Here is a 24470-nt window from a genome sequence, read left to right as displayed (position 1 = left end):
GCCGTCAGTCCTCGCCTTCCACGCGCATCACGCTGACGACCTCGCGCACGACGTCCAGCTTGCCGATCTCCTCCACGGTCGCCTGCAGCGCGGCGTCCTGCGCCAGGTGCGTCACGATCACCAGGCTCGCCGTCGAGTGCTTGTCGCGCTGGCGAACCGTCGCGATGCTCACGTCGTGCGCCGAGAAGACCTGCGCGACCTGGGCGAGCACACCCGCGCGATCGGCGACGTCGAGGCTGATGTGGTACCGGGTCGGGGTCTGGCCCATCGGCCGCACCGGCAGCCCGGCGTGCGCGCTCTCGCGCGGGCCGCGCCCGCCGACCACCCGGTTGCGCGCCACCGCGACCAGGTCGCCCAGCACCGCGCTCGCGGTCGGCGAACCGCCGGCGCCCTGGCCGTAGAACATCAGCTCGCCCGCCGCGTCCGCTTCGACGTAGACCGCGTTGAACGCGCCGCCGACCCCGGCGAGCTGGTGCGACCGCGGGATCATCACCGGGTGCACGCGCGCCGAGACCGATTCGGTGCCGTCCTCGCTCGTGACGCGCTCGCAGATGGCGAGCAGTTTCACCGTGCGGCCAAGGAGTTTGGCCGCCGCGATGTCCGACGCGGTGACGGTCGCGATGCCCTCGCGGTGCACGTCGGAGGCGGTGACCCTGGTGTGGAAGGCGAGCGAGGCGAGGATCGCCGCCTTCGAGGCCGCGTCGTAGCCGTCGACGTCCGCGGTCGGATCGGCCTCGGCGTACCCGAGCCTGCTGGCCTCGTCGAGCGTCTCGGCGTAGCCGGCGCCCGTCGAGTCCATTGCGGACAGGATGAAGTTGGTGGTGCCGTTGACGATCCCCATCACCCTGGTGATGCGGTCACCGGCGAGCGACTCGCGCAGCGGCCGCAGCAGCGGGATCGCCCCGGCCACCGAGGCTTCGTAGTAGAGGTCCGCGCCGGAGCCGTCCGCCGCTTCGGCGAGTTCGCCGGTGTGCTCGGCGAGCAGCGCCTTGTTCGCGGTGACGACCGATTTTCCCTTGCGCAGCGCGGAAAGCAGCCATTGCAGCGTCGGCTCGATCCCGCCGACCAGCTCGACCACGACGTCCACATCGGACTCGACGAGCGCGGCGGCGTCCGCGGTCAGCAGGTGCGCGGGGAGTTCGGGGTGCTTGTCGGGGCGGCGCACCGCGATCCCGGCCAGTTCGACCGGGGCGCCCGCGCGCGCGGCGAACTCGTCGGCCTGCTCGGTGAGCAGCCTCGCCACCTCGCTGCCGACCGTGCCGCAGCCGAGCAGCGCGACCCTGAGCGCGCGCCCGTCCACCGTCGCTGGGGAGCCGCTCACGAAACCTCCAGGCGCAACATGTCCTCCGTCGTCTCCCGCCTCAGCAGCACGCGTGCGCTGCCGTTACGCACCGCGACCACCGCGGGCTTCGGCTGCCGGTTGTAGCCGCTCGCCATCGAGTAGCAGTAGGCGCCCGTCGCGGCGACCGCGACCAGGTCGCCGGGAGCAAGGGTGTCCGGAAGCCAGCAGTCGCGGACCACGATGTCGCCGGACTCACAGTGTTTTCCCACCACTCGGGACAACGCGGCCGCCACGGGCTGCGAACCGTCGTCGTCGCTCGCGCGGGAGACCAGCCGGACGTCGTACACCGCGTCGTAGAGCGCGGTGCGGATGTTGTCGCTCATCCCGCCGTCGACGCTGACGTAGCGGCGCACCGCGTTGTCGCCGAGCGAGACGTCCTTGATGGTGCCGACCTCGTACAGCGTGACGGTGCCGGGCCCGGCGATCGCGCGGCCCGGCTCGCCCGCGATCCTCGGCACCGGCAGGCCGGCGAACTCGCACTCCTTGCGGACCATCTCCCTGATCTGGGTGATCATCTGCGCGGGCGGCGGCGGGTTGTCCTTGTCCGTGTAGGCGATCCCGAACCCGCCACCGAGGTCCACAGTGGACATCTGTTCGAGCAGATCGGAACCGTGCTCCTTGCCGATCTCGGCGAGCAGGCCGACCACGCGGCGCGCGGCGACCTCGAACCCGTCGGCGTCGAAGATCTGCGAGCCGATGTGGCTGTGCAGGCCGACCAGCCGCAGCGAAGACACGTTGAGCACGCGGCGCACCGCCTCAGCGGCGTCACCGGAGGCGAGGGAGAACCCGAACTTCTGGTCCTCGTGCGCGGTCGCGATGAACTCGTGCGTGTGCGCCTCGACGCCGACCGTCACCCTGATCAGCACGTTCTGCACGACGTCGCGCTTCGCGGCGACATCGGCGAGCCTGGCTATCTCGTAGTACGAGTCGACCACCACCGTGCCGACCCCGGCCTCGACGGCGCTTTCGAGTTCTTCGATCGATTTGTTGTTGCCGTGGAAGGTGATCCGCTCGACCGGGAACTCCGCGCGGCGGGCGATCGCCAACTCGCCGCCGCTGCAGACGTCGAGGCTCAGCCCCTGCCCAGCCACCCAGCGGGCGATCTCGGTGGACAGGAACGCCTTCGACGCGTAGTGCACGAGCGACGGGTCGTCGAACGCCTCGGCGTACTCCGCGCAGCGCGACTTGAAATCGGCCTCGTCGACGACGAACAGCGGCGTGCCGTAGGTCTCGGCCAGCTCGCGCACGTCGACACCGGCGATGCGCACGACGCCGTCCGGCGCGCGATAGGTGTTGCGGGGCCAGACCTTCGGGTACAGCCGGTCGAGTTCCGCCGCGCTCGACGGCGGGAAGCCCGCCGTGTCGACGTGCTGGTGCACGTCGGCGTAGCGCGGGCCCGCGGGGTGAGCCATGGTGTTCCCCTGTTCAGACTTCGGTGGGCGGGGTTACATCCGCTCCGGCGCGGAAACGCCGAGCAGGGCGAGGCCGTTGGCGAACACCTGGCGCGCGGCGTCGCACAGGGTCAGCCGCGCGTGGGTGAGCGGCGTCGCCTCCTCGTCGCCCTGCGGGAGGACGCGCGCCACGTCGTAGAACTTGTGGTAGGCGGCGGCCAGGCTCTCCAGGTAGCGCGCGACGCGGTGCGGTTCCCGCAGTTCGGCGGCGCGCTTGAGCACGGTCGGGAACTCTCCGATGGTGCGGATCAGCTCCCCTTCGCGCTGGTGGGTCAGCAGGCCGAGATCAGCGTCCGGATCGGACTTGATGCCGAGATCGGCCGCGTTGCGGCTCAGCGAGCACAGCCGCGCGTGCGCGTACTGGACGTAGTACACCGGATTGTCGTTGGTGTGCTTGCGAAGCAGGTCGAGGTCGATGTCCAAAGTGGAGTCGACGGAGTACCGCGTCAGCTCGTAGCGCGCGGCGTCGACGCCGACCGCTTCGACCAGGTCCTCCATCGTGATCACGGTTCCGGCGCGCTTGCTCATCCGCACCGGCTTGCCGTCGCTGACCAGGTTGACCATCTGTCCGATGAGGACTTCCACCAGATCGGGGTTGTCGCCCATCGCGGCCGCGGCGGCCTTGAGCCGCGCGATGTAGCCGTGGTGGTCCGCGCCCAGCATGTACAGGCACAGGTCGAACCCGCGCTTCAGCTTGTCCTGCAGGTAGGCGATGTCACCGGCGATGTAGGCGGGGTTGCCGTCGTTCTTGATGACGACGCGGTCCTTGTCGTCGCCGTAGTCGGTGGTCCGCAGCCACCACGCGCCGTCTTCGAGGTAGAGCTTGTCGTTGTCCTTCAAGTACTGCACGGCCTTCTCGACCTCACCGGAGGCGTGCAGCGAGTCCTCGTGGAAGAACACGTCGAAGTCGGTGCCGAAATCGTGCAGGCTCTGCTTGATCTCGGCGAACATCAGGTCGACACCGATCTTGCGGAACACCTCGTGCCGCTCGGTCTCGTCGAGCGAGAGCGCGCTCGGCTCCTGGCGCAGCACTTCGGCGGCGATGTCGGTGATGTAGCCGCCCGCGTAACCGTCTTCGGGCGCGGGCTCGCCCTTCGCCGCGGCGATCAGCGAGCGCACGAACCGGTCGATCTGCGCGCCCGCGTCGTTGAAGTAGTACTCGCGGGTGACTTCGCCGCCCTGCGCGGACAGGATCCGGCCGAGCGCGTCGCCGACCGCGGCCCAGCGCGTGCCGCCGAGGTGGATCGGGCCGGTCGGGTTCGCCGAGACGAACTCCAGGTTGATCTTGCGCCCGGCGAGCAGCTCGCCGTGGCCGTAGGCGGCACCGGCGGCGAGCACCCGGCGGATCTGCTCGCCCTGCGCGTCCGCGGCGAGCCGGAGGTTCAGGAAACCGGGCCCGGCGACCTCGGCCGCGGTGATGCCGTCGGTGGCCGCGAGGCGCTCGGCCAGCGCGTCGGCGAAGTCCCTCGGCTTGAGGCCGACCTTCTTCGCCACCTGCAGCGCCAGGTTCGTCGCGTAGTCGCCGTGCTCGGGGTTGCGGGGACGCTCGATGGTGACGGCCGCGGGCAGCGCGCCGTGTTCGAGACCGCGCGCGTCGAGAACCTCGACTGCGGCGGAACGGACCAGGTCAGCAAGGGCGTCGGGAGTCACCTGACCAAGTCTATGGTCCTCCTCGAGCCAGTTCTCACCCCGCCCGGGGCGAGCACTCCCATCAGGTGTTCGTCAGGTGTTGACGTGCGCCTGACACGCGATCCCTACACTGGCACCCCGAGCAGATCACGTGTCCTCCGAAGAATGCGGGAGCCATGGCCAGCGGCACGAAGAAGACAGGGACGCCGAAGAAGGTGTCCAAGGCGACCCGCAGCACCTCGGTGGTGGGCAAGAAGGGCCCGCCGTGGGGCACCATCGTCGCCGTGGTCGGCGTGGTGGCGCTGCTCGCGTCGGTGCTCATCTACTACTACGTGAACACCGCCGACAAGCGCGAGCAGAAGACCCGCGACGAGGCCGCGGCCGCGTTCAAGCCGTCGCAGGAGAACCCGGACCCGTCGCTGAAGATCCCCGGCATCGTGACCGCGCAGTACCAGGCCAGCGTGCACCTCAAGCCCACCGAGCGCGTCGCCTACGACAAGACCCCGCCGTTCGGCGGCCCGCACGACAGCTACTGGGCCACCTGCACCGGCATCGTCTACCCGAACGCGGTGCGCACCGAGAACATGGTGCACTCGCTGGAGCACGGCGCCGTCTGGATCGCCTACAACCCGGACCAGATCACCGGCGACGCGGTGACCAAGCTGAAGGTCCGCGCGGACGGCAAGCCGTACACGATGATGTCGCCGTACCCCGGCCTCGACAAGCCGGTCTCGCTGCAGGCGTGGGGGCACCAGCTGAAGGTCGACTCCGCCGACGACGAGCGCATCGACCAGTTCATCGCGGCGCTGCGCCAGAACAACAACACCTATCCCGAGACCGGCGCGAGCTGCGACGCGATGGGGCCGGGCGCGTTCGACCCGAGCAACCCGCCGCCGTTCGACCCGAGCAAGCCGGGCAAGGACGCGAAGCCCATGGACTACAAGGGTTCGCCGGAGGCGCAGGGCGAGCAGCAGCAGGGCCAGATGCCCGGTCAGCAGCCCGGCCAGCCGCCGCAGGTGCCGACCGGACCGGCCGCGCCACCCGCCGCCCCGCCGAAGACCGGGGGCTGAGCTTGACCTCGGTGGAACCCGAACCCGAACCCGTGCCTTCCGGAGAACGGCCCGCGTGGTCGCGCACGGTGATCATCGGGGCCGCGATCGTCGCGGTCCTGCTGGTCGGCGCGACCGTCGGCCTGCTGCTCAGCCAGTCGCTGCAGGACGACGCGCCCGCCACGCCCGGCGCGGACTCGGTCGAAGTCGGCTTCGCCCAGGACATGTCGACGCACCACACCCAGGCCGTCACGATGGCGAACTGGGCGCGCGACCACTCGACCGACCCCGAGGTGCGCAACCTCGCGTTCGACATCGAGACCACGCAGAACGAGCAGGTCGGCCGCATGAAGGGCTGGCTCATGCTGTGGGACCAGCCGGAGCAGGCCATCGGCAACACCATGAAGTGGATGTCCGGCGGCGAAATGAGCGGCCACGGCGGCATGAACATGCCGTCGGGCGGTGCCGGTGTCCCGGTGACCCAGATGCCCGGAATGGCGTCGTCGGCCGAGCTGGCGAAGCTGCGCTCGCTCACCGGCAAGGAGCTCGACGTCGAGTTCCTGCAGCTCATGCTGCGCCACCACCAGGGCGGCACGCCGATGGCGACCTACGCGCAGGAGCACACTTCGCTGCCCGCGCTGAAGACGCTGACCGGCAACATCCTGAAGTCGCAGGGCGCCGAGATCACCGTCATGACCCAGATGCTCGCCGAGCGCGGCGCCAAACCGCTCCCCGCGCCCTGAGCCTCACCAGGACAGCTCGCTGCAGCGCTTCGCCGACTCGCCCGGCTCCACCTGCAGCGTGGCGTGCTCGATGCGGTATCGCGTGGCGAGCACGTCCTGCGCGGCCACCAGTACCGCCGAAGGCTCGGCGCCCGCGTCCAGCGTCAGGTGCGCCGACGCCACCTCCATGCCCGAGGTGAGTGTCCAGACGTGCAGGTCGTGCACGTCGGTGACGCCGGGAAGGGCGGCGAGATCGGTGTTGATCTCGCTCACGTCGACGTCGATCGGGGCGTGCTGGAAGAGGATCCGCAAGGCCCGGCGCGCGAGCGCGTAGGTGCGCGGCAGCACGAACAGCCCGATCGCGACACCGATGATCGGGTCCGCGTAGCGCCAGCCCGTGGTGAGCGTGATCGCGCCGCTGATCAGCACGCCGACCGAGCCGATGAGATCGGCGAGCACTTCGAGGTAGGCGCCGCGGACGTTGATGCTCTCCTTGGCGCCGGAACGCAGCAGCGAGAACGAAACCAGGTTCGCGACCAGGCCCGCGGCCGCGGCGAGCAGCACCGGCAGCCCCGGCACCTCCGGCGGGTTGCCGATCCGGTCGATCGCCTCGTAGAGCACGTAACCCGCCACCCCGAACAGCAACACCGCGTTCGCGAGCGCGGCCAGCACTTCGGCGCGGTAGACCCCGAACGTGCGGCTGAACGTGGGCCCGCTGCGCTTGGCGAGCACGATCGCCGCGAGCGCCATGCCGACGCCGAGCACGTCGGTGAGCATGTGCGCGGCGTCGGACAGGAGCGCCAGCGAGGAAGTGGTGAGCCCCACGACGAACTCGAGCACCATGAACGCGGCGCCGATCGCCAGCGCCGCCGTCAGCTTGCGGATGTGCTTGCCCGAGGCGCTGCCCTGCTGCGCCGCGATCCCGTGGCCGTGTCCGTGACCCATCAGTCGCCCTCCGTCCGACACCAGGGAATGTATAGTGACATGCGCATACATGCAACAGAGGCGAGGCTAACCTTGGTCAAGATACCGCTCCTGGACGCGTCCGCGGTTCCCCCGAGCGGGTACCTCGACGCGATCCCGGTTACTCCGACCCCCGGCAAACCCGTTGCCGCCATGCGCTAGTCTTCTGGGAGTCGCGCAAGCGAGCCCTCGTAGCTCAGGGGATAGAGCACTGCCCTCCGGAGGCAGGTGTCGCAGGTTCGAATCCTGCCGAGGGCACTCGATTGGGGTTGTCGTGCCCGCGGAGCGCGCGGGCCTTTATCGAGTCGATCTGTTTTGTGGGGCCGAGCCCCACACCCCGCCAGGGGGCAAGCCCCCTGGACCCCCGTAGGTGGGCGAAGGCCAACAGCGGCCAAAACTGATTTTCAAATCATCCTCAGGCATTCAACACCAGAACCACTCGGCAGAAGTTCTTAATCGCGCCGAAAAGCCTGCCGATTCCGTCCAACGATGCCGCCGCGTCCTCGCCGCGCGCGAGCCTGTGGCCGGTCCGGTGGCGCACCGGCCAGCGCCCACGAAGCTAAAGCAACTAAAATTTGCTATAGTGGTCGCGGGTGGTGAAGCGTGGGCTCTGGGAGAGGAGGCCGGGATGCGGATCCTGGTGAGTGGAGCAGGGGTGGCCGGTCTCAGCGCGGGGATCGATCTGGCCCGCGCCGGGCACACGGTCGAGATCGTCGAGCGTGCCGGGCACCTGCGGACCAACGGTTCACCGATCGACGTGCGAGGTGACTCCGTCGGGGTGATCGAGCGGATGGGGCTGCTGGACGAGGTGGTCGAGCATTCGATCACGATGACCGAGGGAGCGAAGTTCGTCGACGAGAACGGCGCTGTCATCGCCCCTCAGCCGATGTCGGAGACCAATGACTCCGATGACGACATCGAGATTCCCCGCGAAGACCTGATGCGGATTCTGCGGGAGGCTCTGCAGAAAGAAACCCAGCTGCGTTTCGAGGACTCCGTGCGGACTCTTTCCGACGACGGCGGTCAGGTCACCGTCGTGTTCGAATCGGGGCGGGAAGGCCGGTACGACCTCGTGGTCGGCGCGGACGGCGCGCACTCGAACGTGCGACGGCTGGTGTTCGGCCCGGAGCGGGAGTTCTCCCGGCATCTCGGCCTGTACGTCGCGATCGGCGCCGCGCCCGCGGAGGCGGTCTCGGAAGGCGCGTCGCATTCGGTGCACATCCTCAATCTGCCGAGGCGGATGGCGTGCCTTGGCCGATACCGGGATCAAGCGCTCGCGATATTCACCTTCCGCTCGGAAAAAATCGAGTATGATCACCACGATCTGGTCGCACAGAAACGCATTCTCACCGATTTCTACGGCGAGGACCGACAGTGGAAGATTCCTAAGCTGCTGGCCGCCGCCCAGGCGGACCCGGAGCTGTACTTCGACGCCATCGCCCAGATCCACCTGCCGACGTGGCACCGGGGGCGCGTCGTCCTCCTCGGCGACGCCGCGCACTGCGCGACTCCGATGGCCGGACGCGGCACCTCGCTGGCGCTGACCGGGGCATGGTTCCTGACCGAGGCTCTCGCCCGCCACGACGGCGACCACGCGGCGGCGTTCGCCGAGTACGAACGGCGCCAGCGGCCCTACTCGGACAAGGCACAGGAGTCCGCGAACAGCGGGGCTGATCTCATGGTCCCCGCGACGTGGGAGGACATCGAGCGGCGCAACGCGCGGCTGCTGCCCGCGCCGTAGGGCGATGCGGCATCATGCACCGGGGCCGAACCGGCGGCGCCGGCCCCCTTTGCTCGGTCGATCAGCCGCTGAACAGCGAGTCTTCAGGGGTGAGTGGCGGTGGCCGACCACAGCAGGGCGAGCAAGGACGCCGGGAACGCGACGCCGGCCCGACGGCCGGGTGGACGGAACGCCCGCCTGCGTGAGCGCATGCTGGCCGCGGCCACCGAACTGGTGGCACGGGACGGCATCGAGAGGTTCCGCTACGAGGAAGTGGCCGAACTCGCCGGGGTGAACAAGACCACCGTCTACCGGAACTGGCCGGAACACGTCGAGCTGGCGATCGAAGCGCTGTCCTCGTTCGACGCGGACACCGTCGCGCTGAAGGACTCCGGTGATCTCCGCGCTGACCTGGCCGACTTCCTCGTCGCCCTCGCCGGTTCCCTGTCCAGTCCGCGAGGCCGCGCGCTGTCGAACGTCATGGCGTCGGCCCCTGCCAACGACGAAGTGCTCGCGATCGTGGACGCCACGCACGAACGGCGAATGGCGACCGTGCACCGACGGCTGGAAAAGGCGTTCGAACGCGGCGAGGTGCCGCGGATGGACGTCCTCTTCTTCACCGAAATGCTGTCCGGCCCGGTACATTTGCTCCTCCGCCGGGGTCGGCGATCCTTCACCCGCGCGGACGCGGAGCACGTCGTCGACATCATCCTGGCGGGTATTCACGCGGTGCACGCCGAATAGGGCCGCGGCGGGACTTCACCCGGCCCGGTCCGGCGGGTGGTCTACCGCGACGAGGTCAGGATGAAGTCGCGAAGCAGCGCGGCCACCTCGTGCTTGGCCTCCAGCGTGATCCCGTGCCGCATGCCGGGGAGTACCTCGAGGCGGGCACCGGGGACCGCCTCGGCAATCCGCTGTCCGTACTCGACCCTGCCGAGCGGATCGTCGCCGCCGTAGATCAGCAGGGTGGGCGCGGTGATCTCGCCCAGCCGTCCCAGAACGTCGAACTCCCGGATCGCGTCCATCCGGCGCTTGTCCGCCCCGGCGGGGCGGTGGAGGAGAATCCGCCGGGCCTCGGTGAGCAGTTTGGGTTCCTGCTGCCCTTTTCCGGACAGGACGGCGTCGAGCATCTTGGCCGCGCGATCTTCCGTCGCGTGAGTGAGGTTCTGCGCGGAGGCCGGCGCGGCGGAGAACCGCGGGATCGCGGTTCCGGCGGTCAGCGTCCGCACGACCTCCGGCCGGTTGACCGCGACCTGCAAGGCGATGGCGCCGCCGTAGGAGGCACCGAAGATATGCGCACGTTCGTAGCCGAGCCCTCGGATCAGCGCCGCGCAGTCGTCGGCGAGATCGTCCACCCGGTAAGGCTCCGCGGGATTCGTGGAGTCGCCGGTATCGCGCTGGTCGTAGGCGATGGCCCGGATCCCGTCGCCGAGTACCGGCCGGAACGTGTCGTACTGGACGCGGCCGCTCTCCCCGCCGTGCAGCAGGACGAGCGGTTCACCGGAGCCGGATTCTTCGTAGGCGATCCTGACGTCACCGTGGAAAATGTGCTGAATCATGGTCAGTCCTTTCGTTCCTGGTCGCGCCGGTCGGGCTCCTGTGCTCCGGCCCGCCCGGCGTCCGGCCACAGAACGAGGTGGTCGTGGTGGTGCCGATGGAAGTCGGACACGCCGCCGCCGAAGTGGCGAACCCCTTATGACCTTCCTACTCCGAACAAGATCTTAGTGCAACTATTGGTGGCTTTAACATCGCTCGGAAGGCGGCGGCCGGGTGCCGCCCCGAGCCGCTGGTCGCGCCGGACCCGCGGAGCGACCAGGCAATGGGAAGTGACAACTGACTTCGCACCCAATGGACCGAATTCCCTGTCGCAACGAAAGTCCGCTCAGCGACAACCCGCGATCCCAGGTCGAAATCGACGCCAGAATTTGCTACTTCACCACTAGTCGTATGCGCATTCGACAGGTGCCTACCCGAAGTTTCAGCTCCGGTTCTCCCATATCCACGGTGAGCGCGTCCCAGCCTGAGTTCGGCCGCCGCCCAGGAAATCTCGGTCACCGGGTTCTGATCTGCCGATTCGTGCCTCGTAAACAGACCGGCGAATCGAGCGAGCCATCAATTCGAGTGCGGTCGGCGCAGTCCGTCCAGCACGAGGGTGACGAGATCGTCGGCCTCGGTCCGCCAACCGGGGCGGTCGTGAGCCGCACCGATGCCGTGCAGCGCCATCATCACGGCACCGGCATCCACGTCGTCGCGAACGGCGCCGTCCCGCGCGGCGGCGGTCACCAGGTCGGCGACGGCCTGTTCCAGTGCCTGACTGCCTTCGGTGAGAGCACCTGAACGATCGGCCATGAGCGTGGCCAGTGTCCGGGCCAGGCCCTGGTGGGCGGCGATGTGGTCGACCATGTCACGGAGGAAGGTCGCCAAAGCCTCCGCCGCGGGCAGTGTGGCCTCCAGGTGGCGGGCGCGATCGCACAGCGCGGCGACCTCACCGTGGTAGACCGCCGCGGCCAGCGCCTCCCGGGTGGGGAAGTGCCGGTACAGCGTGCCGGTGCCCACCCCGGCCAGGCTGGCGAAGTCATCGAAGCGGAGGTCGAAGAAGTCGCCGGCGTCGAAGACCTCCCGCGCCTTGGCGAGCAGGGCCTCGCGCTTGCGCTGGGCGTCGGCCCGCAGCGGCTTGTCGGTGGTCATGCGCTCCCTCGCGTTGACAACTGGAGGTGATCTCCATATTTTGGAAAGTGGAGATGATCTCCAAATCGATCGTACCCCACGAGGTGCAGCGTGAAGATCCTGATGTTCGGCCGAGGCGTGATCGCCACCATCTACGGCTGGGCCCTGCAACGGGCCGGACATGACGTCGAGTTCTACGTCCGGCCGGGCCGCGCCGCGACCTACGGGGACGCGGTGGACCTCGACCTGCTCGATACGCGACGCCGGCCGTGGGGGCGGCGCGTCGTCGAGAAGTGGCCGGTGCGCTACCGCGAAGCGCTGGAGCCGGACCACGACTTCGACCTGATCGTGCTCAGCGTGCCGCACCACCGCCTCGACGAGGCGACGGCCTTCCTGTCCCCGCGCGTCGGCCGGGCCACGGTCCTGGTCTTCGGCAACCTCTGGACCGAGCCGCTCGCCGCGATCGGCGCACTCCCGCCCGACCGGATCGCCTGGGGTTTTCCGCAAGCCGGCGGCGGTTTCGGTGCGAACGGCGTGCTCCGCGGGATGCTGCTGCCGTCAGTCATCTTCGGCACCCTCGGCCAGCCCCCGACCGACCGGGAGCGGGCCGTGCGCCAGGCGTTTCGCGAGGCAGGCCTCCGGATCAAGGAGCAACCTGACCTCCGCGGCTGGCTGTGGGTCCATTTCGTGTCGGATGCGGGCCTGTTCTCACAGGGCCTGCGGCTGGGTTCCCTGTCCGAGCTGGCCGGGGCGACGGGCGAGCTGCGCCAGGCGCTGTTGACCGGCCGCGAACTGCTGCCGGTCCTCAAGGCTCGCGGCATCGACCTGCGACGTCACCGAGGCGGTGTGCTGCTGTTCCGGGTGCCCACCTGGCTGATGGCCCCCGTACTCGCCTGGCTGACCGCTCATGTCACGGCCCTGCGCGTGAGTATCGAGGCGCACTCCCACCCCGATGCCGAGGAGCCGCGCGAGGTCTGCCGGGACACCCTCGCCGAAGCACGGCGGCTGGGCATCTCGGTACCACGACTGGAAGCGGCGGAACCGCACTTCGCCCGCGCGAGGACGGGTCGAGCCTGACTCCACCGTCGGCTGACCGGGCACCGCCCGGCCGGCGTGGTGATCAGCCAGCCAACAAAGCTACGATCGGCGTCTTCACTCTGAACAATCCTAGAAACGGCCGACTAACATCGGCGAGGTGTTCGGGGATATGCCAGCATGGAAGAAGCCATCTTCGCCGAACTCGTTCGTGCTGCGGCCGGAAGCCGTGAACTCGACCGTCTCTGCGAGCGCCACGCACAACGGCTCTTGGACAACGGCACCGAACCTGATTTCGCGATCAGCTCCGCGGACTTCGTCGGGGACGGGGCACTCATCTGCGCCGATCGTTACTGGCGACTTCGCTTTCTCGATCACCCGACCATCTCCACCGCGGGACTATGCGCCGAATGGATCGAAAGGAATGTTGCAACGAAATTCCGCCCGACGATAACCGAAAAGTGGGCGCTGGGCTACGCCTTCATCACCCGGGACACCGTCGAATCCGAGACCGAAGTCGAGAGTGCGACACACGAAGTCGTCAAGGCCCGTACACCGGAAATCGCGCACTTCGCCGCCCTTTATCACGCCGGGAAGTTTCGGGCCAATTTCAACTGCGACGAACTGGGCGAGTTCCTCACATCGTCGCCACTGGTGGCGGCGGGCAAGCTCCGCACCGATCCGCTGTTCCTGGCCCTGGAATCCTTCGCCGCGTTCGGCAGGCACTCGATCACCTCCGAGCACGCGGTGCAACTGCTCGAGGAGGCCTGGCAATCTCCGGATCGCACCAGAGCGGTCATCGACATCTGCCTGAACGGACTGTGGTGGTCCCGCCCGTTCGACCGCCAGGGTGAATTGGTACACACCTACGCACGTGAAGCTATTGACAAATACCCGAAAGACAACATCTTCTATTATCGCCTGGCCGCCGGACAGAGAATGTGCGAGAACTACGACGAAGCCTTGCGCAGTATCGATACCGCACTGGAACTTCTCCCCGCGACAGGAAACCGGGGAAGTCACCAGCAGCTCCAGGAGCAGTACCTGACCGAGCGCAATTCGGTGCGACTGGAGGCGCAGCGAACTCGGTGGATGGCAGAGCAGAAAGCCTTGATCGCCGATCTGAAAGCCGACAACACGGCACTCCGGGAAACCGTGCAATCCGCACCGGTGCGAATGGTCGAAGTGGTCGCCGTGTTCACCGCCGCGATCGCCTTCGCGGTCGGCTCGTTGCAGGTGACGCTCAACGGCACCCTGCCGAAGGGCGACCGCGTCGTCCTGATCGCGACACTCGGCGCCGGGCTGCTGCTGTTCGCACTGCTGATCATCGGTTCGACCTGGTTCATCACCCGAGTCCGCAGGCGAAAGTAGAGCGTCCGAGCCCGGTGCCGGATCGTCGGCACCGGGTTCGGACACTGCGCCGGTCTCAGATTATGTCCAGCCGGGGTGCGGCTGAAGCCTCCACCGCGGCGTTGGCCACCACCTGCGCGTCCTTGACGTTGTTCACCCGCACGGCCATAGCCGGTACCGCGCGTTTCGTGGGCCGGGTCGTGTACACGGCGAACTGCTTGGTGCCACCGTTGTAGATCACTGCCCTCGCTTGGTTCCACTCGACTTGCAGGAACTGGCGGCGAATGATGCCGACGAAGAGGAACAGGAGCCGCTGGTTGGTGCAGGCGAGCACGCCCTGGCCTTCTCCCTGTGCTCCGGTCAGCGCCAGGACATGCTCCTCTGGCCGAAGGTGACCGGCCAACAGGTTGACCTCTTTCATCGACCCGACGAGCAGTCCGCGCACCCGGTCGACAGCCTGCGCGATGTCGGGCCGCAGCGCCGGTTCCACCGGCTCCGGCGCCCCGGGCTCGGCCGCAACCGGTGCCGATGCGGGCCGGTCTGCCGTGCGGAACGTCCAGCGAGTCCCGTCCCAGTACCGAATCAACGAGTCGTCCAGCGGATCCGGCAACCACGCCGCCGGACGCGTCGGCTGAGCCGACAAAGGTGGCTGGGTCACCGGTCATTCCCTCCCGTCATCCGAGAGGTCACCATCAGCATCTTCCTGTGCCCCGACCGCGGCCAGTTCGAGCGGAGCCGACCCGGACCCCCTGGGCTGGGAAGCGCGCCATTCCAATGCTTCGGATCTGTCACTGTATTCGACCACGTGGTCGTCGCCCAGTTCGACGAGGAGCTCCTTGACCTCCGCGGGCGTGGCGTAGAAGAACTCGCGGCGTTGGTTGACGCGATTGACCCGTTTGTGACCGAGCCGTTGGTGCAAAGCGGTTTCCAACGCGACCGCGTCCTTCGAGAAGATCAGGGCGTGCACGTCGAACCGGAACGGCACCGAGGCGTCACCGAGCTCCCGCACCCGGTCCATCGGTTCCTGCCTACGGGTCATGCCGATCTTGACCATCTTCGGTCCGAACGCGCCGATATTGGAAATGACGTACACATAGCCGACCCGCACGTTCGCGGCACGCTCCTCCACCCCGGCGATCGCCTGGTCGATCGAAGCCAACTGCTCTTGAGCCTTGGCCAGCGCTTCGCCGTCGCCTGTGGACTCCAGCTTGCCCAGCAACGAAACGTAGTGCGCACGCTCCTTTTCCAGTTTGGCGCGCTTCCGCTCGAGTTCCTTGATCACCTTGGCTTCCTCACGAAGCCGGTCACGCTCGGCACGCGCCGCCTCGCGCTCCACTTCGACCTTCATCAGATAGTCCGCGGTCAGGTCGATTTCGCGCAGCCGAAGCCGGTGATAGTCCGGAGAAATCACGATCCGCATCAGCTTGCCAAGCCTGCCGATGGTGTCCCGTGTGGTCGTCAACCGGTTCTTGACCGACTCGCGAGTGTGCGGCTTCACCACCCGCACCGCGTTGTCGGCCTCGGCGTTGTAGGCCCGCAGCATCAGCTTGGCCATGTCCCTGCCGAGCTTCTGCCCCTCCTTGACCGAGCCGTTCACCGCCCAGTCCACCTGGCACGTCACCGCATCGCTCTTGGCCGCCGCCTTCGTCCGCTCCTTGAGTTCTTTGAGCGCGTCTTTGTACGCTAATGCGTCATCCAGAGGATGGGCGTATTCGTAGAGTCCGACCTCTTGCAACAACGCCACGTCCCGCGTCTCGACCACGCGCTGGTGCCACATGTCCGCCTCGGCCCGCAACTTCTGCTGCGAGGCGGCGAGCCCGGCACGTTCCTCCTTCGCGAGGTCGACCGCCGAGCGCAGATTCCGCAGCTCGGCCTCCATCTCGGGAACCCCGGCACCTCGAAGCTGGCTCACCCATCCCCGCAACTCGGTGATAGTCTCGTTCGCCGCGGCGAGCTGCTGCTGCAGCCCTTCCAGCTCCTTGTTCTCCTTGCTACCGAACAACGCCACGCTGCTCCCCTCTCGGTCCTACCGAAAGGTCGCCGTCTTCACCGCGTCCGTTACCGACTACCAACCCATCGGCTGACCGCGGCATGGAGCATCCCACCGCGACCACCAACGGCTCCTCGGCCTCGCCCACCGTTCGATAGCGATTCCGGAATCGCTATCGAACGGTGGGCGGTGCGCGGTCACCCGCCGGTGGCCGTGCAGTCGTAGTGGTCCACCGTGTCGAATGCGGGGCGGGCCGCGTCGGTGAAAAGAGGGTCGTAGACATCGCGGACCCGTGCGCCGCGCTTGGCCATCCGGTCGGCGGAGGTGGCGATCGCGTCGAGCACGTGGTGGATCTGCTCGGAGATGGCTTGCGGCGCGTGTGCCAGTACCGATTGGCCGAGGCTGGCGATGGCTCCGGCTCGTCGTCGCATCCCGTCGACATCCAGTTGCTGCTCACTGCGAGCGGCTTTGAGCACGTCCGCCCGGTAGACCAGGACACCCGCCTGCAATGCGCGCAGGTCCGTGCAGAACGGCGATTCCGCGGCGGTGGTGGTACCAGGCGGCGCGGTCGAGGACGGCGGTGCCGGAGCTGGCGGTGCGGCCGGGGCCGAGCAGGCGGCCACGACCAGCGCGGTCACGACCGGGAAAGTCCGTCGAAGGGCGATGGGCATAGCCAACGCTAGGCGACCGGGCCGGGGACTGGTCCCAGCTAGAGCCGCGGAACCGGCGTTCGTACAACTCCCGGCACACGTGAAAAGGAAGGTCGTTCCCTGGGGGTCACGGGGACGACCTTCCTCATTCAGGTGGCTCAGGCGAGCGAGTCGCGGCGGAACTGGATCAGCTCGCCGCCGGTCATGGTGGCGATGTCGTGGAACGCCGCGGTCGCACCGGGCTCGGACTCCTCGGAGGGGCCGAACGCCTTGCCGACGAGGTAGCCGGCGCCGAACGCCGCGAAGATGGTCGGCGTGCAGGTGATCGGCTGCTCCGGGGTGACCTCGAGCATCGGCTGGGCCGACGTGGCTTCGGGAATCTGCTTCGTGGCGGCGAGTTCTACGCGATTCATGGGTGTTACCTCTCCCTCAAACTGTAATTACACAACGAATTTAGAGTGGCTCACGCGGCCAAACATCCACCAATGTGCGGATTCGCGAGGCTGCGGGCGGATGTGCCCGGACGGCTATGCCCGAGTGGCCAGGCTCGGAAAACGCCGCGCAGCCCCCGGCCACGAGCGCTCGCGGGGGGCGACCTTCCTCGAACGGGCAGCTCAGGCGAGCGAGTCGCGGCGGAACTGGATCAACTCGCCACCGGCCATCGTGGCGATGTTGCCGCGGTCGCACCGGCCTCGGACTCCTCCGACGAGCAAGCCTTGCCTACGCGGGGTCGGAAATCTGCTTCGCGGCGGCGAACTCCACACGATTCACGACTCCTCCCCCGGAATTGAATTACCCGACAAATCTGAAGCGATCCCGACGACCACACATCCACTGATTCAAGAATTCGCCAAGCTCGACATCACAAAAGAAAGGCCGTTCCCTGGGGTCACGGGGACGACCTTCCTCATTCAGGTGGCTCAGGCGAGCGAGTCGCGGCGGAACTGGATCAACTCGCCACCGGTCATCGTGGCGATGTTGTCGTGGAACGCCGCGGCCGCACCGGGCTCGGACTCCTCGGAGGGGCCGAACGCCTTGCCGACGAGGTAGCCGATGCCGAACGCCGAGAAGATCGTCGGCGTACAGGTGATCATCTGCTCGGCGGTGACCTCGAGCAGCGGGTGGGCCGACGCGGTGTCCGGAACATGCTTCGCGACGGCGAATTCTATGCGATTCATGACTGCTACCTCTTCCCTCGTAGTGGAATTACGCAACGAATTTAGAATGGCCCCAGCGGCCGAACATCCACCAATGCGCGGATTCGCGAGGCGGCGGGCGGATGTGCCCGGACGGGTATGCCCGGGTGGCCACCACCAGGACACTTGAAGAGTCTTCAAGTGTGTGGGATGGTGGTTCAGGTTCCCCTTCCAGGAGAAAGGAATCCGATGGCTGTCAATGAGGACGGCCCGCTCGACCACATCGCGGCCACGAGCAGGATCTCGCAGCTGGAAAGCAAGGTCGGGCGGACCAAGAAGCTCTACGTGACCAGTGTGGCGTTGCTCGGGGTCCTCACGCTCGGCTTCTTCGCGGTGGTCGGCGGCGTGCCGAGGGCGAGCGTCAAACCGTACGACTCCCTGCTTTTCCTGTTCCCGATCGTGGCCGCCTTCGTCGTCGCGGGCATCCAGAAGGCGAGCACCTCGGGCCACCGGGTGCTGCGGATCGAACAGCTGCTCCTGACCGGGTACATCCTCAGCTGCGCCGCGGTGATCGCGCTCGACATCTTCGTGCTGAAGCAGGGCACACTCGCGGCCGCGCTGCCCGGGGTGGTGCCCGCCGCGATCTGCTTCGCCGGCGCCGTCGTGCTCGGCAAGCGATGACCGGGGGCCACCCGCGCCGCAAACTGGACGACATCATCCACTCCCCCGTGCGGCTCTCGGTGATGGCGGTACTGGCCGTGACGGACGAAGTGGACTTCAGGTACTTGAAGGAAACCGTGGAGGTCAGCGATTCGTTGCTGTCCAAGCACATCGCGGTCCTGCAGAACGCCGATTACGTCAACGTCACCAAGGGCGTGGCGCGGAACCGGCCGACCACCTGGTTCAGCCTCACCGAAACCGGGAGCGCCGCGTACCGCGAATACGTCAGCACGCTGAACCAGATCATCGGAAACGGCACGGCGGAGGAGAAATCCGATGCGAGCTGAGGTGGAAACCGGCCGGTGCCCGAAAACGGGGGTCACGGACACCGGCCGGCTGTTCGGGGGCGCTCCCTCACGAGGACACGATCCGGATGGCGCAGGCCTCGGTCCCGCCGGGCAGGCGATGGCGGTTGCGCGCGACGGCGCGGTAGACCGGGCGGGCGGACCAGCGCACCGGGACGGCACCGAGCACCCGGCCCGCAACCCGCCAGCGCCGCGTCTTCGCGGTCCGCAGCAACCGGGCCAGCCCGTCCGCGCCACCGCTGATCGGGCCGTCCAGCGGGATCCACAGCACCTCGTGGCCGGCGCGCTCCGCGGTCGTGTCGTAGGCGGCCAGGTCGAGCTGCTGGTACCGGATGGCCTCCGCGGCCGGTTTCGCCTTGGCGAACAGCCACCGCACCGCGCGGGTGCAGAAACCGCAGTCGCCGTCGAACACCAGCAGCGGCAGTTCTTCGGGGCGTCGATCGGGCACGGCGTCTCATTCCGTCGCGGTGGGCAGGAGGTCTTCCGCGGCAAGCAAACCGTCCCGGTAGGCCATCGCGACGGCCTCGGTCCGGTTGCGGGCGCAGAGCTTGCGCAGGATGTTCAGCACGTGGCTGCGTGCCGTCGCCTCCGAGATGAACAACTGCTCGGCGATCTCCGAGTTCGGGTGCCCGAACGCCATCACCCGCAGCACTTCGGCCTCGCGCGGGGTAAGGCGGGCACCGGCGTCCGCGGCGCGCCGGGCGAGCGTGAAAAGGCGCTCCCCCAGCGAAGCCAGGAACGGCGCCGGCACGAACAGGTGCCCCGCCGACACCGCGCGCACCGCGGTGAGCAGTTCCTCGACCGGGCTGTCCGGCAGCACGATGCCGCGCGCCCCGGCGCGAAGGGTGGAGCGGACCTTCGCGACGGTCGCGGACTCGACGACCACGATGAGGCTGTGCCGGTCGTCGAGCCTGGCCAGGGTCTGGGCGGCCGACGCGATGTCCGGTTCGGACAGATCGGCGTACACCAGCGCGGAGACCGGGTTACCGGCTTCCGCGAGTTCGCACAGCCGGTCGACCGAACCGACCACCTCGACCGTTTCGATGTCCGGTGCCACGGACAGCAGTTTCGCGAGGTTGGCCGGATCGACGGTGAACGAGCCTGCCAGGACCAGTCTGGTCATCGCGCGCTACCCGCTCACGGAAGCGGGTGCAGGTTGGACAGGAACAGCATCAGCGGCTCCTCGGATTCGTCGTAGCCGGCCGAAGCCGCGATCAGGAACTGGGTCCGCTTCGCGTCGTTGTGGTGTTCCTCCTGGTAGGTCATGTAGTTGAGGATCGTGAGATAGGAGACCGAAAGCTGGATGTCCTCCTTCTTCCGCCCCTCCTCCTTGGTGAACCCCACGATGCCGACGACCGAGTCGGCGACCACCTTCTCCGCGCGGCGGTTGGCGTACCAGAAGAAGTGCCGCGGCGCGCGCTGCTCGACCGGCAGCACCTCGCGCCAGTCGGTCACCGAACCGTCGGGCAGCTCATCGCGGACGAGCAGGTGGTAGTCGTGCATACCCGGTCTCGGCGCGAAGAACCGCCAGTCCGGGATCGCCGCGCCGGTCGGGTCGTAGCGCCGGGCGCCGGGGAACTTGCGGAACGGGTCCTGGCTCAGCAGGGTCGCGGCGAACCACGAGCCGAGGAAGCCGCCCATCACGATCCGGGCCACCCGTGCCCGGCGGGAATCGCTCATCATCCACTCCGTCCAGTCTGCTGCCTGCGTCCGTTCAGTCGAGGGGGCGGCCGGTGCGCGCCGCCCGCACGACGTCCGCGACGGCCTCGGTGACGTACTTGGCGAACCGCTCCTTCATCACCAGCCCGAGGTGGTCCGAATCGGGGACGACCAGCCGCTTGCTGTTGGCGGACAACGCGGCCAGCTCGTCCTGCAGCTCGTCGTGCACCGGGTCGGCGCGGTTCGGCACGTCCGCGGTGACCACCGCGAGCGGCAGGTCCGCCGGAAGCGTGGTGTCGCGCACCTCGTCGTTGACGGTGTCGAGCCAGCCGCGCAGCTCCTGCAGCGTGGTCTTCCAGGTCCGGTGGGCCAGCATCCGCGCGCATGCCGCCTCCCGCACGCGCTCGGGCAGGTGCTCCACCCCGGACACGATGTAGCGGTCGGACAGCCGGTTGATGCCGACGGCCGCGAGCAAAACCGCGTTCTGGATCGTCGAGCGCATCAGCGGCAGGCCGAGCGCCTGCCGCGCCGACCGGACCATCTGCTCGGGGTGCGAGGAGTCGACGAGAACCATGCCCGCGACCCGGTCGGGATGGTCGTGGGCGAACTTGCGCACCAGCAGGCCGCCGAAGGAATGCGCGACCAGGACGTACGGCCCCTTGGTACCCGCCGCCTCGAGCACCTGGTCCAGTTCCGCGCGCATGTCCTCGGCCGTGCGCGGCCGAGGGCCGCGGTCACTCCTGCCGAGCCCCGCCCGGTCGTAGGAGACCGTCGGAGTGTCCCGCGCGATCTCATCCTGCACCCACGCCCACACCTCCAGCGAACACGACATCCCGGCCTCGAACAGCACGGTTGGGCCTTCGTTGTCCAGCCCGGCGGTGTGGACGTGCAGCCGGTAGCCGCCGACGTCGACCCGTTCGCCGATACCCGGGTACTTCTCGTCGTCGCGCCGCGTCGCCCGCCGCTGGAGGGTGAAACCCGCGGCGAGCGGGGCGAGCGCGGCCGCGATCCCCGCGCCCGCACAGAGTTTCACGGTCGTCGGCTTCATCGGATCCTCCCGGCGAGTTCGGTTTCGACGGCCCAGTTCCCCTGCTCGGTCCCGCCGAGCTGGGTGCGCACCAGGCGCTGGTAGAGCTCGTTCGTGGCGACCAGCGACTCGTGGTCGCCCACTGCCTGCAGCCTGCCCTCGTCGACGACCAGGATCCGGTCCGCTGCGACGACGGTGGCCATCCGGTGCGCGATGGCCAGCACCGCGCAGTCCGCGGACACCGCGGCGATCGAGGTGCCGAGCGCGATCTCCGCCTCGGTGTCGAGCTGCGAGGTCGCCTCGTCCAGCAGCAGGATTTCGGGGCGCAGCAACAACATCCTGGCGATCGCGATGCGCTGGCGCTCCCCGCCGGAGATCGCCGTGCCGGACTCGCCGACCTCGGTGTCCAGGCCGTGTTCGAGGCCATCGATCCACCGGCGCAGGTTGGCCTTGGCGACGGCGTCGGCGAGCTGCTCCTCGGTCGCGTCCGGTTTGGCGAAGACCAGGTTCTCGCGGATGGTGCCGTCCACCACCGGCGCGTCCTGCTCCACGTAGCCGACCCTGCCGCGCAGATCGCGCAACGACAGGTCGCGGATGTCCTGGCCGGCCAGCAGGATCCGGCCGGAGTCCACGTCCCACAACCGTTCGACGAGGGTGAAGATCGTCGACTTCCCCGCACCCGACGGGCCGACGACGGCGACGAAACCGCGGCGCGGGATGTCGAACGTGAGCCCCCGCACGGTGGGCACCCCCGGCTGGTAGCCGAACGTGACGTCCTCAAAGGACAGTGCGGTTCCGGTCATCGGCTTCGGTTCGCTTGTGCCGCCGGTCTCTTCCGGAACGTCGGCGACCGCGTCGACCCGCAGCATCGCGGCGAAGCCGAGCTGGATCTGCGCGAACGCGGTGAACAGGCTGATCAGCGGCGCGATCAGGTAGAGCAGGTACAGCAGGTACGAGGAGAAGTGCGCGGTGTCCACCGAGCCGCCCGCGAGGCGGAACGCGCCGACGGTGAACACAGCGGCGAAGGAGCCCTGGATGCCGAGGTTCATGATCGGCGCCATCGCCGACTCGAGCCGGACGCCGCGCATCCCGGTGTGGAAGGCGGCCCCGGCGAACTCGCCGATCCTGGCTTCCTCCCGTTCCTCTGCCCTGCTGAGCTTCACCGTGCGGATCGCGCCGATCGCGCGCTGCAAGGAAGAGGCGAAGTCGCCGACCCGTTCCCGCGTCTCGACACCCGCCGCGCGGACGCGTTTGGCGACGATCAGCGTCGCCATCCCCGACAGCAGCAGAACGGCCAAAGTGGACAGTGTGAGCACCGGGTCGATGACGGTCATCAGGACCACCGAGCCGACCACCATCAACGCGCTCACCACGAGGTTGAGCAAGCCCTGCATGAGGGAGGTCTTGAGCAGGTCCGTGTCGGCGACCGCGGCGGTGAACAGATCGCCCCGCTGCCGCCGCAGGTGCAGCCCGAGCGGGGCCCGCAGCAGCCTGCGCACGACGCGGCGGCGGGAGTCCAGCACGAGCGACGCGCCCGCGCGGCCGAGCAGGTAGACCTCGACCCCGCCGATCACCAGATCGGTCAGGAACAGCCCGCCCAGCGCCAGCGCGGGCACGGTGGCCGGGGCGCCCGCGACGATCTTGCCGACCAGCGCGCCGATGACCATCGGCTGGGCGAGCGCGAGCCCGCTGCTGATCAGGCCGAGCACCACGGCGACGGACAGGCCGGCGCGGTAGGGCCTGATGAGACTGAACAACCGGCGGTAGACACCGGCGACTGGAGCGGCCATGACGAGCCTCTTTCGGTGCGTCAGCGCTTGCGGAGGCTTCGGGAGTGGTGCATGACCGCCGGGTAGGTCGAGCAGAACGCCCACAGGAACCGGTTGAGGCCCATGAACGCGGCGTTGCCCGCGTGGAACGCGGCGCCGGTCGCCAGCAGCGACACCGCGGTCTTCTTGCCGCCGAACAGGACCAGCGGGAAGATCGACTCGCCGATGATCGTGCCCCAGCCGCCCGCCTTCGCCAGCGAAGGGAACTTCTTCAACAGCTCACCGACGTGGCGTTCGCCGTAGGTGTGGGTGCGGAAGACACCGCTCATCGCGCTGCCGTCGCGCCAGTACGGTGAAACGGCCTTCGCGGCTCCGGCGGCGAGGTAGGACAGCACCGACTGGCCCGCGATGAACTTGGTGCAGATCTCCTTGGCCTTGGTGTCACCGGGGAAGAGCTTGGTCAGGGTCAGCGCGGCGTAGACGAGCATGTTCATGTGGTCGGTGCCGTCGGTGCCGTAACTGTTGCGGATGTGCAGCAGCCAGTTGGAAACGGCGAGGTAGGCCACCGCCGCGGTGCGCACGCTCTGCTTGGCGCCGGGGGCGATCAGCAGCGACGCGGCGGTCAGGCGCAGACCGATCACGCCCTGCACGCCCGGCGGCCGGAACAGCGGGTTGAGCACGTCGGCGGACTTCCTCGACGTCCAGCGGTACTTCGTGCGGCCGACCTGCCAGCTCAGCAGCCCGGACTCTTCGAAGTGCTTGGGGCGCATCAGGTATTCGAGCGAGGCGAGCGCGATGCCCGTCGCGCTGATCACCTCCGTCTGGCGGATGACCTTGTCGACCTGCGGAGTGTCCACCTGAGCCATCTGTGCTCTCCCAAGGATGATGGTCGGCGAACACCGGGAAGCGCGTGCGGCTCCCCGGCATCCGCCGTCTTGACTACGGGTTACGCGGAAGTCGCGTCCTGCCGCACCTGCAGCAGCTCGCTGACCGACATCTCGCGGATGTCGTTCAGCCGCACCCCGTCGCCGCTCTCGTCGATGCACCCGTGCCGCGCGCACTGCACGGCGCCGACGCCGACGCCGGTGGCGAAGGCGGTGACGGTGATCAGGACCGGGGTCAGCACCGGGGTCGCGGAGTCGCGGCTGACCTCGAGCACTTCGAGGTTCGATTCGGCCGCTGCGGACTCGATTCTATTCATGGTCAGCTCCTCGAGATGATTGGGCAGATTTGCCGATCCGGACACTATTTGCCTCCCGATTCGGCGAGCATCCACCAAAATGAGG

The 24470-nt window shown here is 68.2% G+C and carries 26 protein-coding genes and 1 tRNA gene; 9 read left to right on the top strand and 18 right to left on the bottom strand.

What is annotated here, in order from left to right:
* Positions 1-4 precede the first annotated feature (4 nt).
* Genes HUW46_RS29950 through argS form a run of 3 tightly spaced genes read right to left on the bottom strand, consistent with a single transcriptional unit; the run spans position 5 to position 4443 of the window.
* Positions 5-1300, bottom strand: coding sequence for a homoserine dehydrogenase (locus HUW46_RS29950; protein WP_215550195.1), 1296 nt, complete (start codon positions 1298-1300; stop codon positions 5-7).
* 17 nt (positions 1301-1317) lie between these two features.
* Positions 1318-2754 carry a diaminopimelate decarboxylase gene (gene lysA / locus HUW46_RS29945; RefSeq protein ID WP_215542122.1) on the bottom strand — a complete coding sequence of 479 codons (1437 nt, stop codon included), beginning with the start codon at positions 2752-2754 and terminating at the stop codon, positions 1318-1320.
* Positions 2755-2787: 33 nt separating this feature from the next.
* Complete coding sequence (gene argS / locus HUW46_RS29940) at positions 2788-4443, bottom strand: arginine--tRNA ligase (protein ID WP_215542121.1); 1656 nt, start codon at positions 4441-4443, stop codon at positions 2788-2790.
* 155 nt (positions 4444-4598) lie between these two features.
* Between argS and HUW46_RS29935 the strand changes: the two genes are divergently transcribed.
* Both HUW46_RS29935 and HUW46_RS29930 read left to right on the top strand, forming a co-directional pair.
* Entirely contained in the window at positions 4599-5492 is an 894-nt protein-coding gene (locus HUW46_RS29935) for a DUF3105 domain-containing protein (RefSeq protein ID WP_215542120.1), read from the top strand.
* A 2-nt stretch (positions 5493-5494) separates the two neighbouring features.
* The gene (locus tag HUW46_RS29930; RefSeq protein ID WP_442860862.1) at positions 5495-6214 is read left to right on the top strand and encodes a DUF305 domain-containing protein; all 720 of its coding nucleotides are present in this window, start codon (positions 5495-5497) and stop codon (positions 6212-6214) included.
* A 3-nt stretch (positions 6215-6217) separates the two neighbouring features.
* On the opposite strand, the gene HUW46_RS29925 is transcribed toward HUW46_RS29930, so the two are convergent.
* Positions 6218-7138 (bottom strand): cation diffusion facilitator family transporter, encoded by a 921-nt coding sequence (locus HUW46_RS29925; RefSeq protein ID WP_215542119.1) that lies wholly within the window; start codon positions 7136-7138, stop codon positions 6218-6220.
* Positions 7139-7341: 203 nt separating this feature from the next.
* Here HUW46_RS29925 and HUW46_RS29920 point away from each other — a divergent pair.
* The 3 genes from HUW46_RS29920 to HUW46_RS29910 all read left to right on the top strand — a co-directional run bounded on the left by HUW46_RS29920 (position 7342) and on the right by HUW46_RS29910 (position 9620).
* Positions 7342-7414, top strand: a tRNA-Arg gene (locus HUW46_RS29920).
* Positions 7415-7526: 112 nt separating this feature from the next.
* Positions 7527-8897 carry an FAD-dependent monooxygenase gene (locus tag HUW46_RS29915; RefSeq protein ID WP_254125024.1) on the top strand — a complete coding sequence of 457 codons (1371 nt, stop codon included), beginning with the start codon at positions 7527-7529 and terminating at the stop codon, positions 8895-8897.
* Positions 8898-8996: 99 nt separating this feature from the next.
* Entirely contained in the window at positions 8997-9620 is a 624-nt protein-coding gene (locus HUW46_RS29910) for a TetR/AcrR family transcriptional regulator (protein WP_254125023.1), read from the top strand.
* Positions 9621-9661: 41 nt separating this feature from the next.
* On the opposite strand, the gene HUW46_RS29905 is transcribed toward HUW46_RS29910, so the two are convergent.
* Complete coding sequence (locus HUW46_RS29905) at positions 9662-10435, bottom strand: alpha/beta fold hydrolase (RefSeq protein WP_215542118.1); 774 nt, start codon at positions 10433-10435, stop codon at positions 9662-9664.
* Positions 10436-10988: 553 nt separating this feature from the next.
* The gene (locus HUW46_RS29900; protein ID WP_215542117.1) at positions 10989-11564 is read right to left on the bottom strand and encodes a TetR/AcrR family transcriptional regulator; all 576 of its coding nucleotides are present in this window, start codon (positions 11562-11564) and stop codon (positions 10989-10991) included.
* A gap of 90 nt (positions 11565-11654) precedes the next feature.
* On the opposite strand from HUW46_RS29900, the gene HUW46_RS29895 reads away from it, so the two are divergent.
* Positions 11655-12620 (top strand): ketopantoate reductase family protein, encoded by a 966-nt coding sequence (locus HUW46_RS29895; RefSeq protein ID WP_215542116.1) that lies wholly within the window; start codon positions 11655-11657, stop codon positions 12618-12620.
* Positions 12621-12758: 138 nt separating this feature from the next.
* Positions 12759-13949, top strand: a complete 1191-nt coding sequence (locus HUW46_RS29890) for a hypothetical protein (protein WP_215542115.1) — start codon at positions 12759-12761, stop codon at positions 13947-13949.
* Between the two features lie 55 nt (positions 13950-14004).
* Here HUW46_RS29890 and HUW46_RS29885 read toward each other — a convergent pair whose 3' ends face one another.
* The 5 genes from HUW46_RS29885 to HUW46_RS29865 all read right to left on the bottom strand — a co-directional run bounded on the left by HUW46_RS29885 (position 14005) and on the right by HUW46_RS29865 (position 17746).
* Positions 14005-14586, bottom strand: a complete 582-nt coding sequence (locus HUW46_RS29885; RefSeq protein ID WP_254125021.1) for a DUF2510 domain-containing protein — start codon at positions 14584-14586, stop codon at positions 14005-14007.
* Positions 14587-14589: 3 nt separating this feature from the next.
* On the bottom strand, positions 14590-15807 hold the full coding sequence (locus HUW46_RS29880; protein WP_254125019.1) for a DUF4041 domain-containing protein: 1218 nt from the start codon (positions 15805-15807) through the stop codon (positions 14590-14592).
* A gap of 308 nt (positions 15808-16115) precedes the next feature.
* Complete coding sequence (locus HUW46_RS29875) at positions 16116-16556, bottom strand: hypothetical protein (RefSeq protein WP_215542113.1); 441 nt, start codon at positions 16554-16556, stop codon at positions 16116-16118.
* Positions 16557-16726: 170 nt separating this feature from the next.
* Positions 16727-16981, bottom strand: a complete 255-nt coding sequence (locus HUW46_RS29870) for a hypothetical protein (protein WP_215542112.1) — start codon at positions 16979-16981, stop codon at positions 16727-16729.
* 507 nt (positions 16982-17488) lie between these two features.
* Positions 17489-17746, bottom strand: coding sequence for a hypothetical protein (locus HUW46_RS29865; protein ID WP_215542111.1), 258 nt, complete (start codon positions 17744-17746; stop codon positions 17489-17491).
* Positions 17747-17953: 207 nt separating this feature from the next.
* Here HUW46_RS29865 and HUW46_RS29860 point away from each other — a divergent pair, with 207 nt between their 5' ends.
* Together HUW46_RS29860 and HUW46_RS29855 are read left to right on the top strand one after the other, a co-directional pair.
* Positions 17954-18385: a hypothetical protein gene (locus HUW46_RS29860; RefSeq protein ID WP_215542110.1), complete on the top strand. Its 432-nt coding sequence runs from the start codon at positions 17954-17956 to the stop codon at positions 18383-18385.
* Positions 18382-18711 carry a winged helix-turn-helix domain-containing protein gene (locus HUW46_RS29855; protein WP_215542109.1) on the top strand — a complete coding sequence of 110 codons (330 nt, stop codon included), beginning with the start codon at positions 18382-18384 and terminating at the stop codon, positions 18709-18711. The genes HUW46_RS29860 and HUW46_RS29855 overlap by 4 nt, the downstream gene beginning before the upstream one ends.
* A 67-nt stretch (positions 18712-18778) precedes the next feature.
* On the opposite strand, the gene HUW46_RS29850 is transcribed toward HUW46_RS29855, so the two are convergent.
* The 7 genes from HUW46_RS29850 to HUW46_RS29820 all read right to left on the bottom strand — a co-directional run bounded on the left by HUW46_RS29850 (position 18779) and on the right by HUW46_RS29820 (position 24385).
* Entirely contained in the window at positions 18779-19177 is a 399-nt protein-coding gene (locus tag HUW46_RS29850; protein WP_215542108.1) for a thiol-disulfide oxidoreductase DCC family protein, read from the bottom strand.
* A 6-nt stretch (positions 19178-19183) separates the two neighbouring features.
* Complete coding sequence (locus HUW46_RS29845; RefSeq protein ID WP_215542107.1) at positions 19184-19852, bottom strand: response regulator transcription factor; 669 nt, start codon at positions 19850-19852, stop codon at positions 19184-19186.
* A gap of 14 nt (positions 19853-19866) precedes the next feature.
* The gene (locus tag HUW46_RS29840) at positions 19867-20409 is read right to left on the bottom strand and encodes a hypothetical protein (RefSeq protein WP_215542106.1); all 543 of its coding nucleotides are present in this window, start codon (positions 20407-20409) and stop codon (positions 19867-19869) included.
* Between the two features lie 34 nt (positions 20410-20443).
* Positions 20444-21436 (bottom strand): alpha/beta hydrolase, encoded by a 993-nt coding sequence (locus tag HUW46_RS29835; RefSeq protein WP_215542105.1) that lies wholly within the window; start codon positions 21434-21436, stop codon positions 20444-20446.
* On the bottom strand, positions 21433-23205 hold the full coding sequence (locus HUW46_RS29830; RefSeq protein ID WP_215542104.1) for an ABC transporter ATP-binding protein: 1773 nt from the start codon (positions 23203-23205) through the stop codon (positions 21433-21435). The genes HUW46_RS29835 and HUW46_RS29830 overlap by 4 nt, the downstream gene beginning before the upstream one ends.
* 20 nt (positions 23206-23225) lie before the next feature.
* Entirely contained in the window at positions 23226-24050 is an 825-nt protein-coding gene (locus tag HUW46_RS29825) for a hypothetical protein (RefSeq protein WP_215542103.1), read from the bottom strand.
* Positions 24051-24130: 80 nt separating this feature from the next.
* Entirely contained in the window at positions 24131-24385 is a 255-nt protein-coding gene (locus HUW46_RS29820; RefSeq protein ID WP_215542102.1) for a hypothetical protein, read from the bottom strand.
* Between the last annotated feature and the right edge of the window lie 85 nt (positions 24386-24470).

The sequence above is a fragment of the Amycolatopsis sp. CA-230715 genome (assembly GCF_018736145.1).
Classification (GTDB): Bacteria; Actinomycetota; Actinomycetes; order Mycobacteriales; family Pseudonocardiaceae; genus Amycolatopsis.
This window is presented reverse-complemented; position numbering and strand designations above follow the sequence as displayed.

What these genes read in the sequence shown, in the direction of transcription:
- HUW46_RS29860 (WP_215542110.1), top strand. Translation starts at nt 17,954, where the DNA reads ATGGCTGTCAATGAGGACGGCCCGCTCGACCACATCGCGGCCACGAGC.
- lysA (WP_215542122.1), bottom strand. Translation starts at nt 2,754, where the DNA reads ATGGCTCACCCCGCGGGCCCGCGCTACGCCGACGTGCACCAGCACGTC.
- HUW46_RS29900 (WP_215542117.1), bottom strand. Translation starts at nt 11,564, where the DNA reads ATGACCACCGACAAGCCGCTGCGGGCCGACGCCCAGCGCAAGCGCGAG.
- HUW46_RS29890 (WP_215542115.1), top strand. Translation starts at nt 12,759, where the DNA reads ATGGAAGAAGCCATCTTCGCCGAACTCGTTCGTGCTGCGGCCGGAAGC.
- HUW46_RS29825 (WP_215542103.1), bottom strand. Translation starts at nt 24,050, where the DNA reads ATGGCTCAGGTGGACACTCCGCAGGTCGACAAGGTCATCCGCCAGACG.
- HUW46_RS29880 (WP_254125019.1), bottom strand. Translation starts at nt 15,807, where the DNA reads ATGGAGGCCGAGCTGCGGAATCTGCGCTCGGCGGTCGACCTCGCGAAG.
- HUW46_RS29870 (WP_215542112.1), bottom strand. Translation starts at nt 16,981, where the DNA reads ATGAATCGCGTAGAACTCGCCGCCACGAAGCAGATTCCCGAAGCCACG.
- HUW46_RS29835 (WP_215542105.1), bottom strand. Translation starts at nt 21,436, where the DNA reads ATGAAGCCGACGACCGTGAAACTCTGTGCGGGCGCGGGGATCGCGGCC.
- HUW46_RS29925 (WP_215542119.1), bottom strand. Translation starts at nt 7,138, where the DNA reads ATGGGTCACGGACACGGCCACGGGATCGCGGCGCAGCAGGGCAGCGCC.
- HUW46_RS29830 (WP_215542104.1), bottom strand. Translation starts at nt 23,205, where the DNA reads ATGGCCGCTCCAGTCGCCGGTGTCTACCGCCGGTTGTTCAGTCTCATC.
- HUW46_RS29845 (WP_215542107.1), bottom strand. Translation starts at nt 19,852, where the DNA reads ATGACCAGACTGGTCCTGGCAGGCTCGTTCACCGTCGATCCGGCCAAC.
- HUW46_RS29905 (WP_215542118.1), bottom strand. Translation starts at nt 10,435, where the DNA reads ATGATTCAGCACATTTTCCACGGTGACGTCAGGATCGCCTACGAAGAA.
- HUW46_RS29820 (WP_215542102.1), bottom strand. Translation starts at nt 24,385, where the DNA reads ATGAATAGAATCGAGTCCGCAGCGGCCGAATCGAACCTCGAAGTGCTC.
- HUW46_RS29840 (WP_215542106.1), bottom strand. Translation starts at nt 20,409, where the DNA reads ATGAGCGATTCCCGCCGGGCACGGGTGGCCCGGATCGTGATGGGCGGC.
- HUW46_RS29855 (WP_215542109.1), top strand. Translation starts at nt 18,382, where the DNA reads ATGACCGGGGGCCACCCGCGCCGCAAACTGGACGACATCATCCACTCC.
- HUW46_RS29935 (WP_215542120.1), top strand. Translation starts at nt 4,599, where the DNA reads ATGGCCAGCGGCACGAAGAAGACAGGGACGCCGAAGAAGGTGTCCAAG.
- HUW46_RS29865 (WP_215542111.1), bottom strand. Translation starts at nt 17,746, where the DNA reads ATGAATCGCATAGAATTCGCCGTCGCGAAGCATGTTCCGGACACCGCG.